At 45.8% G+C, this 12037-nt stretch carries 13 protein-coding genes and 1 rRNA gene; all 14 read left to right on the forward strand.

Annotation, left to right across the window (positions count from 1 at the left end; genetic code table 11):
- On the forward strand, window positions 1-870 hold the full coding sequence (gene hslO / locus ACFQ0C_RS09645; protein WP_379366212.1) for an Hsp33 family molecular chaperone HslO: 870 nt from the start codon (window positions 1-3) through the stop codon (window positions 868-870).
- A 54-nt stretch (window positions 871-924) separates the two neighbouring features.
- Window positions 925-1857, forward strand: coding sequence for a peptidylprolyl isomerase (locus ACFQ0C_RS09650; RefSeq protein WP_379366214.1), 933 nt, complete (start codon window positions 925-927; stop codon window positions 1855-1857).
- 175 nt (window positions 1858-2032) lie between these two features.
- A complete protein-coding gene (gene cysK, locus ACFQ0C_RS09655; protein ID WP_258217662.1) occupies window positions 2033-2971 on the forward strand; it encodes a cysteine synthase A in 939 nt (312 codons plus the stop codon).
- A 117-nt stretch (window positions 2972-3088) separates the two neighbouring features.
- Entirely contained in the window at window positions 3089-4642 is a 1554-nt protein-coding gene (locus tag ACFQ0C_RS09660; RefSeq protein ID WP_379366217.1) for an anthranilate synthase component I family protein, read from the forward strand.
- Between the two features lie 15 nt (window positions 4643-4657).
- Entirely contained in the window at window positions 4658-5239 is a 582-nt protein-coding gene (gene pabA / locus ACFQ0C_RS09665) for an aminodeoxychorismate/anthranilate synthase component II (protein ID WP_258217664.1), read from the forward strand.
- Window positions 5236-6123 (forward strand): aminodeoxychorismate lyase, encoded by an 888-nt coding sequence (gene pabC, locus ACFQ0C_RS09670; protein WP_379366219.1) that lies wholly within the window; start codon window positions 5236-5238, stop codon window positions 6121-6123. Before pabA ends, pabC begins: the two co-directional genes overlap by 4 nt.
- A gap of 8 nt (window positions 6124-6131) precedes the next feature.
- A complete protein-coding gene (gene folP, locus ACFQ0C_RS09675; RefSeq protein WP_379366229.1) occupies window positions 6132-6974 on the forward strand; it encodes a dihydropteroate synthase in 843 nt (280 codons plus the stop codon).
- Window positions 6975-7036: 62 nt separating this feature from the next.
- Window positions 7037-7399 (forward strand): dihydroneopterin aldolase, encoded by a 363-nt coding sequence (folB, locus tag ACFQ0C_RS09680; protein WP_379366221.1) that lies wholly within the window; start codon window positions 7037-7039, stop codon window positions 7397-7399.
- A gap of 5 nt (window positions 7400-7404) precedes the next feature.
- The gene (gene folK, locus ACFQ0C_RS09685; protein WP_379366223.1) at window positions 7405-7908 is read left to right on the forward strand and encodes a 2-amino-4-hydroxy-6-hydroxymethyldihydropteridine diphosphokinase; all 504 of its coding nucleotides are present in this window, start codon (window positions 7405-7407) and stop codon (window positions 7906-7908) included.
- Window positions 7893-8102, forward strand: a complete 210-nt coding sequence (locus ACFQ0C_RS09690; protein WP_258217668.1) for a helix-turn-helix domain-containing protein — start codon at window positions 7893-7895, stop codon at window positions 8100-8102. Before folK ends, ACFQ0C_RS09690 begins: the two co-directional genes overlap by 16 nt.
- Before the next feature lie 21 nt (window positions 8103-8123).
- Window positions 8124-9140 carry a tRNA dihydrouridine synthase DusB gene (dusB, locus tag ACFQ0C_RS09695; protein ID WP_379366231.1) on the forward strand — a complete coding sequence of 339 codons (1017 nt, stop codon included), beginning with the start codon at window positions 8124-8126 and terminating at the stop codon, window positions 9138-9140.
- A 196-nt stretch (window positions 9141-9336) separates the two neighbouring features.
- Window positions 9337-9813 (forward strand): transcription elongation factor GreA, encoded by a 477-nt coding sequence (gene greA / locus ACFQ0C_RS09700; protein WP_258217669.1) that lies wholly within the window; start codon window positions 9337-9339, stop codon window positions 9811-9813.
- A gap of 218 nt (window positions 9814-10031) precedes the next feature.
- Window positions 10032-11531, forward strand: coding sequence for a lysine--tRNA ligase (gene lysS, locus ACFQ0C_RS09705; protein ID WP_379366226.1), 1500 nt, complete (start codon window positions 10032-10034; stop codon window positions 11529-11531).
- A gap of 407 nt (window positions 11532-11938) precedes the next feature.
- Window positions 11939-12037 (forward strand): 16S ribosomal RNA (locus ACFQ0C_RS09710); the annotation flags it as partial.

Here is a 12037-nt window from a genome sequence, read left to right on the forward strand (position 1 = left end):
ATGCGAGATTATTTAATTAGAGCGACTGCCATGGAAGGCAAAGTGAGGGCTTTTGCCGTTCGGGCTACGGGTATCGTAAATGAAATCAGTAAGCGCCATGCTATGACACCGACAACTACTGCTGCAGTAGGACGAACCGTTGCGGCGGGGCTAATGATGGGAGCCATGCTAAAAGGCGAAGAAAAATTAACGATTCTTGTTAAAGGCGGAGGACCGATTGGTCAGATCGTGGTCGATGCCAATGCTCACGGCGAAGTCCGCGGATATGTTGATAATCCGGAGGTTGATTTACCGCTGAACAAGGCGGGCAAATTGGATGTTGCCGGGGCGGTGGGAACCGAAGGCTTTTTGAATATTATCAAAGATTTAGGTCTTAAAGAGCCTTACCGCGGCAGTATACCTCTCGTTTCTGGGGAGCTTGCTGAAGACTTCACCTACTATTTTGCCAAATCCGAACAAACTCCCTCCGCTGTGGCGCTTGGAGTTTTAGTTGGTGTCGATTACACGGTAACAGCGGCAGGCGGGTTTATTATCCAACTCTTGCCTGGATTAACCGATGATGAGATTTCGCTGATAGAGCTACAACTATCACGGGTTGAGCCGATTACCAAGATGCTGGAGCAAGGACTGGATCTTGAACATATTTTACATAAAATTTTGCCTGAAGTGCAGGTGCTGGGTGAGTCGGAGGTTGAATTTCGCTGCAAGTGCTCCAAAGAGCGAGTAGAACAAACTTTGGTCTCCCTGGGGCGGGCAGAAATAGAGCAGCTTCTGAACGAGGACGAGAAAGTGGAAGTAATCTGCCATTTTTGTAATGAAGCATATCAGTTTGAGAAAGACGATTTAAGGGTCATACTACAACAGATGTAATCAGGTATAACAATAAATATGAAAGCTTGAGAGGGCCATACGAGGGGATTAGGAATGCGAAACATTAAGGTATTGTGGGGAGTCAATGCGGTTTTGCTGCTTGCTGTTGTCATCCTTTCCTTCGTAGTGTTTGCTGATTTCTTTACCCAACCCAATGCCGACATGAAGCCGGGCCAGACAAACCAGAACCAATCTGCGCGTGTAATTGCAACAATCGGTGAGAAAACTATAACGAGCATGGATTTGGAGCAGCAGCTGCTGCAGAAGCACGGCCGGGAACTGTTGAACCAAATGGTGGATCATGAAGTTATTCGCATGGAAGGAACAGCACAGGGGACCAATGTGGAAGATAGCGAGATCCAAAAAGAATTAAAACGTATGCAGCAAGGCTATGACAGCGAAACGCAATTTTATGAATCAATGAAAGAACAGCTGGGAATGACTCCGGAAGCATTAAAAACGGATGTTTACGATAAGCTGCTCCTTGAAAAGCTGGCTATCCGCTATATTACAATTTCAACCGAGCAGGTGGACGCTTATATGAAGGCCCATCCTGAAGAATTCAGATCGGCTACGCAGTTGCGGCTGCAGCAGATTGTAGTTGGCAGTAAAGACCAAGGATCGAAGGTGGCGGCTGATCTCTCCAAAGGGATGGACTTTGGAAAAGTTGCCAGAGAGAGGTCTCTTGACGATGCGACAAGGGAAAATGGGGGCGATCTGGGGTGGATAGAGGAAGATGATCCATTCGTTGCCGCGCCTTTATTGAAAGCTGCTGTGCAGCTGAAGACCGGAGAGGTTAGCAAACCGATCGAAGTCAATGGTCAAATATATTTCATCAAACTGAAAGACCGCAAGGAAGATCCGAAGTTCAGCAAGGATCAGGTGAGGGAAGCTGTCAGAAAAGAGTTGGCCTTACGCGAGGCGCCCCCATTAAAGGAAGTTATTAAATCCATCCGGGAAAAATGGAAGGTCATCATGACATTTTAAGTTGCTATGCTTGGCTCCGCACAATGTTGTGATCTGCATTCGTCCCTAAGGACGGCAATTCCGTCAATCTTTGGGAAATTGGTATTGACAAGCCTTATAGGGGTTGATAAGATAAATGTAGAATACCTAGCATTTTACTCGGATATTATTGATATCATTTTAGGAGGAACTCATAATGGCTAAATTAGTTCAAAGCGTTACCGAATTGATTGGTGGTACACCCCTGGTAAGATTAAACCGTGTTGTACCTGAAGGAAGCGCAGAAGTTTATGTGAAGCTAGAGTATCAGAATCCCGGAGCAAGTGTTAAAGACCGTATCGCAATCAGCATGATTGAGGTAGCGGAGCAAGAAGGTAAAATAAAACCTGGAGACACCATTGTAGAACCAACCAGCGGTAACACAGGCATTGGTTTGGCATTAGTGGCTGCAGCTAAAGGATATAAAGCAATCTTGGTTATGCCTGAAACAATGAGTATTGAACGACGCAATCTGCTTCGTGCTTATGGAGCACAGTTGGTATTGACGCCGGGAGCAGAAGGAATGAAGGGTGCAATTAAAAGAGCTGAGGAAATTCAAGCCGAGAATCCTTCCTACTTCATCCCGCAGCAATTTAAAAACCAAGCGAATGTTAAAGTTCACCGTGAAACAACTGGACCGGAAATCGTTGAAGCGATTAACTCTCATGATGGTAAATTGGATGCTTTCATCTCGGGTATCGGTACTGGCGGTACCATCACAGGTGCAGGCAGCGTGTTGAAAGAGAACTTCCCTGACATTAAAATTTATGCTGTAGAGCCGAGTGCTTCTCCTGTATTATCTGGAGGAAAACCGGGTCCTCATAAAATCCAGGGGATTGGCGCAGGTTTTGTCCCGGATATTTTAAATACAAATATTTATGATGCTGTCATTCAAGTTGATAATGAAGATGCATTCGAAACTTCCCGCCGCGTAGCGAAAGAGGAAGGAATCCTTGGCGGAATTTCCTCAGGCGCAGCAATTTTCGCAGCTCTTAAGGTAGCCAAAGAGCTGGGAGCCGGCAAACGTGTAGTTGCAGTCGTTCCTAGTAACGGAGAAAGATACCTCAGCACACCGTTGTACCAGTTTGAAGAATAATTCGTGAGCAGGAAGCCCTTCAGTTCGCTGAGGGGCTTTTTTTCATAGACAATTTCAAGTATACTAAGTCCAAACTTAAGTGTTCGTTGATTGAGTAGAGGAAGGGGGGGCTTTGTAGTGACTTTAATAACCAACGAGCAGTGGCGGGAGTGGTCACAGCATTATACGATGCTTCCCTACGTACATGGTTATCCGTTAGAATCGGATCGCCTCATTTCATGGGAGCTTGCATGGAAGGAAGCCTTGCCGGGCTCCTTTGTATTAGAGAGCGGCAAGGGAGGAAGGTATACCTTCCTTGGACTGGAGCCTTTATCTGAAATTCGGGGTAATGGAGGTCAAGCATCGATTAAGAATGCGGGTCAGCCCGATAGAGTGGATCAAGTGCAAGGCTCGCCATTGGAGCTTGTGAAGCAGTGGATGGAGCCTTACCGCGCTCCAGTTGTGGAAGGCATGCCGAAGTTCGTTGGCGGCTGTGTTGGGTTCTGGGGCTATGATGTAGTCAGGACGATCGAACGGCTGCCCGAGGCGGCGGCAGATGATTTGCCGATCCCTGATTATGCATTTGTACGGCTGGATAAGCTGTGGATCATTGATCATGAGGAGCGTAAGCTTTATTGCTCTGTGCACACATCGCTGGCCGAGGCTAAGGCTGAGGGGCTGTCGTTAGAGCAGAGCTACGAGCGGGCTCAAGCTACTGCAGAGCAGATGAAGAAGCAGTGGGATCGTATTGCGGAGGTAAACACTTTAGCTCCTTATGTTCGAACCCGCGAGGATATGCTGCAGCGGACTGCTGAGGATTTACTGCATGTGGATTTTGATTCGATTAAAGGAATCCAGGCGGACTTCTCAAGAGAGGCTTATATGGAAGCCGTACGGAAGATCCAAGCTTATATCGGAGCGGGAGATGTCTTTCAGGTTAATTTATCGGTGCGGCAGCATAAGCAGCTTCAACAGGCTCCGGAGCAGATTTATGAATGGCTTCGCCTGGTCAATCCGTCTCCTTATATGGGGATGCTGCGTTTTCACGATTTTCAATTGGTTTCTGGCTCGCCCGAGCTTTTGGTGCAGCTTGAGAACGGCACGGTACGTGCAAGGCCGATTGCCGGCACGCGTCCTCGAGGACATAATGCTGAAGAAGACCGTCGCCTTGCGGATGAGCTGATCCATCACGAGAAAGAGCGTGCTGAGCACATTATGCTGCTTGATCTCGAACGCAATGATCTGGGGCGGATTTCAACCTACGGCACCGTTCGGGTAAAAGATTTTATGGTGATCGAGTATTACTCCCATGTCATGCATATTGTCTCGCAGGTTGAAGGGCTCTTGGCGGAGGGGAAGCAGGCATTTGATATTATAGCGGCGGCATTTCCGGGGGGGACCATTACAGGCGCTCCCAAAATCCGCACAATGCAAATCATCGAAGAGTTGGAGCCTGTTCGTCGGGGGCCATACACGGGGTCTATCGGTTGGATTGACTATAATGGTAATATGGAATTTAATATTATTATCCGCACTTTAGTCATTGCAGGTGGAGTTGGATATGTCCAAGCGGGTGCCGGGATCGTTATCGATTCCATTCCGGAGAAGGAATACACTGAGTCCATTAACAAAGCAAAAGCCATGTGGAAAGCTATTCAATACAGCGAAATGAACGTCGAAAATTTAGTGTAATGGAGGCGGATGGACATGATTCTCGTTATAGATAACTACGATTCGTTTACGTATAATTTGGTGCAATATTTAGGTGAGCTGGGTGAGCAGGTAGAGGTCCGCCGTAATGATGAAATCGATTTGGCCGGAATTGAAGCATTGAACCCGGATCATATTCTGATTTCTCCCGGACCTTGCACGCCTAATGAAGCAGGAGTCAGCCTGGCGCTGATTGATCACTTTAAAGGTAAGATTCCAATCTTTGGTGTGTGCTTAGGACATCAATCTATTGGACAAGTATTTGGAGGCGAGGTTGTACGGGCGGAGCGGCTTATGCACGGCAAAACTTCACCTATTATTAACGATGGCAAAACTTTATTCAAAGGTCTTCCTTCACCTTTTACAGCAACAAGGTACCACTCATTAATTGTAAAACGCGAAACGCTGCCAGACTGCTTGGAAATTAGTGCGGAAACGGCAGAAGGTGAAATTATGGGGCTTCGTCATAAGGAATATCCGATCGAGGGTGTTCAATTTCACCCGGAATCAATCATTACCGATCACGGATTGCAAATATTGCGCAATTTCTTGAACGAAACGACTGTGAAGCAAGCGTGAAGATATATGTGAATGGGACTCTAATAGATGAAGAGAAGGCCGTGGTCTCTGTATATGATCACGGTTTTCTTTACGGTATTGGTTTGTTCGAAACATTTCGGACCTATGGCGGGCATCCTTTTTTACTTCAGGAGCATCTGAATCGTTTGAAAGCAGGTTGTGACCAGCTGGGGATCTCTTATAAGCCATCAGCAGAGCAGTGGCAGCGAATTGTTCAGGAGCTGCTGGAGGTCAATCAACTGGGGGATGCGTATATACGCTTTACGGTTACGGCTGGGCGGGACTTGCTTGGACTTCCAGGGGGGGACTATGCTGAGCCTTCAGTAATTGTATATATTAAGGACCTTCCGGCGAGGAATGAACAATTGTACCGGTTTGGCAAACCACTCCAGCTTCTGAGGCTAGTCAGAAATACACCAGAAGGCGCAGAACGCTTGAAGTCGCTTCATTACATGAACAATATTTTAGCGAAACGCGAGCTTTTGAACTACCCCTGGGCATCCAATGCCGAAGGGCTGTTTGCGGATGCTAAAGGTAATTTGGCCGAGGGAATTGTCAGTAATCTATTCTTCGTCAACAAAGGGCGGCTATTTACGCCTTCTTTAGAAACCGGCATATTGCCGGGTATTACAAGGGCCTTCCTCATGCGTCTAGCGGCAGAAGCGGGAATGAGATTAGAGGAAGGTTTTTACACTTGGAGCGATTTGTTAGAAGCGGATGAGGTGCTTATCACCAATTCCATTCAGGAGATTGTCCCTATTACCTCGTTATTTAATGTAGAAGGGCAGAAGGTTATTGTAGGTAATGGAAATGCAGGCGAATGGACGACCGAGCTGATGCGGCTTTATGAACGGCATACGCTGCTTTTGGCACAAGGAGGGTAAATATATTGATGAAACGTGAAGTTAACCCGTTGAGCTGCGGTGATCTCTCGCTGGATGTTGCGGGCCGTACGCTGATTATGGGAATTTTGAATGTCACCCCAGACTCTTTTTCGGATGGGGGCCGGTATACTGAGTTGTCGGCTGCAGTAGAGCAAGCGAAACAAATGATCGCGGCAGGAGCAGATATTATTGATATCGGAGGGGAGTCAACTCGTCCCGGCTTCCAGACCGTGACACTTGAGCAGGAATTGGAGCGAGTCATTCCCGTCGTTAAGGCCATACGTGAGGCAGGACTTCAAGTGCCGCTGTCCATAGATACCTATAAAGCGGAAGTTGCGCGGCAGGCGCTTGAAGCAGGGGCCCATATTCTCAATGATATATGGGGGCTGAAAAAGGATACTGACATGGCTGGCATTGCTGCTGACTATGGCTGCCCTATTGTGCTGATGCATAATCGTATTGAGGCGGTATATGATAACTTCATCCATGATGTTATCGAGGATTTGCGCGAATGCATCAGATTAGCTCATGCAGCAGGGGTTAAGGATGAGCAGATCATACTCGACCCGGGAATCGGTTTCGCCAAATCCTATGAGCAAAATCTTAAACTCATGAATGAACTTCACCGAATTGTAGATTTAGGTTATCCTGTTCTGCTTGGAACCTCGCGGAAAAGCATGATTCAGAAGGCGCTACAGCTTCCATCTAATGACGTTATTATGGGCACGGCTGCAACGGTAACTATGGGAATTGTACAAGGGTGTCGAATTATGCGTGTTCACGATGTGTCAGCAATGAAGCGGGTGGCCGTAATGACTGATGCTATCGTGGGACAAAGGCTGGCATTTTAAAGCCGTGGAATTTATCGATAATCAAGTTGTGAAATGTTCTTTGAGGGGGCTAACGAAACAACATGGATAAAATTGTTATGACGGGTATGCAGTTTTTCGGCTATCATGGAGTTTTTCCAGAGGAAAATAAATTGGGCCAACGTTATCAAGTGGATGTGGAACTGCATTTGCCCTTGGACAAGCCCGGCTCAAGCGATTGTATTGATGATACGGTTAATTACGCAGAAGCCTATGGAATTATTAAGACCATTGTGGAGCAAGAGGTGTTTAAGCTGATCGAGGCTTTGGCAGAACGTATTGCATCTGAGCTCCTGCAAACTTATACTAGTATAAATGAAATTACCGTACGCGTCCTCAAGCCGCATCCTCCTGTAGCGATGTTTTTTGATGGAGTAAAGGTTGAAATTCACAGAAAGCGGGCATAAACTTCATGGGCTCTAAGCCATTAATTTACGCATATATTGCGTTAGGATCTAATATGGGAGATCGGGAGCATTATCTAACAGAGGCTATCCGGCAGTTGGATGCTTACGATAATATCGAAGTATCCGGCCGATCCGGTATTTATGAAACGGAGCCAGTGGGTGTTACAGACCAAGCCCCTTTTCTTAATATGGTGCTGGAGCTGGAGACGTCGCTCACGGCAGAAGAGCTTTTTACGATTATGCTTCTGATTGAACAAAATCTTGGCCGTACCAGGGAATTGAGATGGGGACCGAGGACCATTGATTTAGATATGCTGCTGTTTGATGAAGTTAGGCAGGATGATCCGCAGCTCATTCTTCCTCATCCACGGATGATGGAAAGAGCATTTGTTCTCGTACCTTTGGTCGAGGTTATGCAGATGCGCAGTCCGCAGCAGGCTGCCAGTTTGACGACACAATTAGAGGGGCTGGAAGGAAAGGAAGGCGTTACACTATGGAAAAAAATATAATCGCTCAGCGCATCCGCGCTTTCCGCAAGTTAAAAGGCTTCACACAAAATGAACTGGCTGATCAACTCGATGTATCTATTGCTATCTTGGGAGCTATTGAGAGGGGAACGCGCAAACCGGATCAAAAAATAATTCGTAAAATTTCCGAGGTATTGGGGATTGAGCCTGAAGAATTATTGCCTGTAGCCAAATAAAAATAGAAAGGAGTGAAAATGATGTTGAAAATAGGGAATGTTGAAGCACCGAATAAAGTAGTGCTTGCTCCTATGGCAGGCGTGTGCAACCCTGCTTTTCGTTTAATTGCCAAGGAATTCGGTACAGGGCTTGTATGTGCGGAGATGGTAAGCGATAAAGCGATAGTTCACGGCAATCATCGTACTATAGATATGCTGTTCGTTGATGATCGTGAAAAACCTCTGAGTCTGCAAATTTTTGGTGGAGATACGGATACGCTTGTCGAAGCTGCTAAATATGTCGATCAGCATACGAATGCTGATATCATAGATATTAATATGGGCTGTCCCGTACCGAAAATCACAAAATGTGATGCAGGTGCGCGGTGGCTTCTGGACCCATCGAGAATCGAACAAATGATCACAACCGTTGTAAAATCGGTAAACAAGCCGGTTACCGTTAAGATGAGAATTGGCTGGGATGACGAGCATGTATATGCCGTTGAGAATGCCAAAGCCGTCGAGAACGGCGGAGGCTCAGCGGTATCCGTTCATGGTAGAACTCGTGTACAGATGTATACAGGTCATGCCAATTGGGACATTATTAAAGATGTTAAGGAAGCTGTGTCGATTCCTGTCATTGGCAATGGTGATGTGCTTACTCCAGAGGATGCTAAACGAATGCTTGACCACACAGGTGTAGACGGTGTAATGATCGGTCGTGCTGCGCTGGGGAATCCTTGGATGCTGTATCGGACCGTCCAGTATTTGACCAAAGGAGAGCTCCCTCCGGAACCGACCGGACAGGAAAAAATTCGTATTGCTCTTTTGCATATGGACCGTTTGGTAGCTCTTAAGGGTGAGAATGTAGCTGTGAAGGAAATGCGCAAGCATCTGGCCTGGTATTTGAAAGGATTGACCGGCTCGGCACGTGTGAAGGATATTATTATGGAGCAAACGAAGCGGGACGCGATGGCGCAGGTATTAGAGGATTTTGTAGCTTCCATGGACGGAAAGGCTGTAGAAGAGGCGCCTGAAGCATCAACCTTAATACACTGATTGCCATGAAGTTGTATGCATTTGGCTTAGATTGACATTTGTATGGGCTTGCAATATAATCAGTCAATAGTCATTTCCGAAGACGGATCAGTCATCAGGATTTCGTTCGTTAATATATTAATTATTAGTGAATTCATAGTGTCGATGTATCTGCTCGAAATATGAAAATCTTTCACATGACAGGAGATCGTTTGTAATGAGTGAAAAAGAAGTCATCCTGACTCAGGAAGGTTTAAAAAAGCTTGAGGAAGAATTGGAACATCTTAAAAGCGTGAAGCGCCGTGAGGTTGCCGAAAGAATTAAAGTAGCGATCGGTTATGGCGATATTAGTGAAAATTCCGAGTATGAGGATGCTAAGAACGAGCAGGCATTTATTGAGGGTAGAGTTATGACTCTTGAAAAATTGCTGCGCAACGCCCGAATCATCAACAATGATGATGTCAGCACCGATACTGTTAGCGTAGGGGCTATAGTTACGTTGAAGGATTTGGAATTTGGCGATGTCGTTGAATATAACATTGTAGGAACTGCGGAATCTGATCCGCTGCACAATAAAATTTCGAATGAAAGTCCAGTAGGCAAAGCGATTTTGGGTAAAGTAAAAGGCGCAGTAGTGGACGTTAACGTACCCGCAGGTACCATTCAGTACGAAATTATCGATATTAAGAAGTAAGTGGATGCTTGCCATTTTCCGCTAATAACTGTCGATAGAAGCTTCCTATGGAAGCTTTTTTAGTTGATCAGACAGTTGGTTTTTATAATTTGCTGACTTCAGCCCTGACAAAAGAGATCGCACCTTCAAAGGCGTTGGGACCGGTTATCCTTAGTTGAAGAGCGAAGCCAGGTTAATACTATAAAACATGCTAAAAAGCCAGAAAAGGAGTGGGAACCATGACTGTAGAACAACAGGAACTTAACGAGCTGTTGCAGATCCGTCGTAACAAATTGGACGAGCTTCGCGGCTTGGGAATCGATCCATTCGGACAGAAATTTGAATTAACTCATCATGCGGGAGAGCTATTTAAAGCCTATGATGAGCAAAGTAAAGAAGATTTGGATGCAATCGGCGCGGAGGTTAGTGTCGCTGGGCGAATTATGCAAAAGCGGAGTATGGGTAAAGCGGGCTTCACGCATATTCAGGACATTACCGGAAAAATTCAGATCTATGTGCGGGAAGATGCAGTGGGATCAGCCAAATATCAAGCCTTTGACATACTGGATATTGGGGATATTATCGGCATTAAAGGCACCATATTCAAAACTAAAACAGGGGAACTTTCAGTAAAGGCGCTTAACATTGAGGTGCTATCCAAATCTTTGCTTCCTCTGCCGGATAAATACCATGGCTTGAAGGACGTAGAGCTTCGCTACCGCCAAAGATATGTAGACCTTATTATGAATCAGGAAGTTCAGGCTGCTTTCATTCAGCGTTCCAAAATTATTCAATCGATGCGCCGTTATTTGGATACCCGCGGCTATTTGGAAGTGGAAACTCCAACTTTGCATTCCATTGCTGGGGGAGCTTCGGCTCGTCCTTTTATAACGCATCATAATGCATTGGACAAGCAGCTGTATATGCGGATCGCCATTGAGCTGCATTTGAAGCGTCTAATTGTGGGCGGTATGGAAAAAGTGTATGAAATCGGACGCGTATACCGTAACGAGGGGACTTCGACTCGACATAATCCTGAGTTTACGATGATAGAACTGTACGAAGCTTACGCAGATTATTTGGATATCATGAAGCTAACCGAAGAAATGATTGCACATATAGCGCAGGAAGTGCTTGGAACAACCAAAGTTCAATATCAAGAGCATGAAGTGGACCTTACTCCAAATTGGAGACGGGTTTCTATGGTCGATGCAATTAAAGAAGTGACGGGTGTTGACTTCAGCAAGCAGATGACGGATGAAGAAGCGCATCAATTGGCCAAAGAGCATAAAGTCCATGTAGAGCCAATGATGACATTTGGTCATATCGTCAATCAGTTCTTTGAGGCGTTTGTTGAAGAAACCTTAATTCAACCTACCTTTGTATATGGGCATCCTGTAGCGATTTCGCCATTGGCCAAAAAGAACGAACAGGATCCGCGGTTTACGGATCGTTTTGAACTGTTTATTGTTGCGCGTGAGCATGCCAATGCATTCACTGAGCTGAATGATCCTATTGACCAGCGGGAACGTTTTGAAGCGCAGCTTGTGGAGCGTGAGCAGGGTAATGATGAAGCACATGAAATGGATGAAGATTTCATCCGTGCTTTGGAATACGGTATGCCGCCTACAGGTGGGTTAGGAATCGGTATAGATCGTTTGGTTATGCTATTGACGAACGCTCCATCCATTCGCGATGTACTATTATTTCCTTCCATGCGTGAGCGTCAGGGCGAATAAAGCAATTGGACAGGTGACATGATATAGCGTATCTTCCCTATGGGAGTAGATGCGCTATTTTTTGTTTCCAACGGAAAGAAAAAACATTTCAGTTGCTTTTCTCATTGTGATTTGGTATATTACTTTTTGTCGTTTCTGACGCAGGTATTAAATCGAATAAATCGATAGGGTTGATTTGAAAATAATACTTGCATTGTAATAGGCGAATGTGTTATCTTATAAAAGTCGCCGCTAAACATGGTGACATAAATCGACAAAGAAGAATGTCAGCAATGACGTGGCTTTGTCAACGATTGCCCTTTGAAAACTGAACAACGAGTGAGTGTTAAAATAGAGAATGCAAATTCTTGCTAGCATTACTTTTGAGCTTAAGACAAGCTTGCGTTAAACGGTCCTTGTGGCCAACTTTAATGGAGAGTTTGATCCTGGCTCAGGACGAACGCTGGCGGCGTGCCTAATACATGCAAGTCGAGCGGATTTCACCTTCGGGTGAAGTTAGCGGCGGA

The organism is Paenibacillus sp. GCM10027630 (assembly GCF_042676305.1).
Taxonomy (GTDB): Bacteria; Bacillota; Bacilli; order Paenibacillales; family NBRC-103111; genus Paenibacillus_S.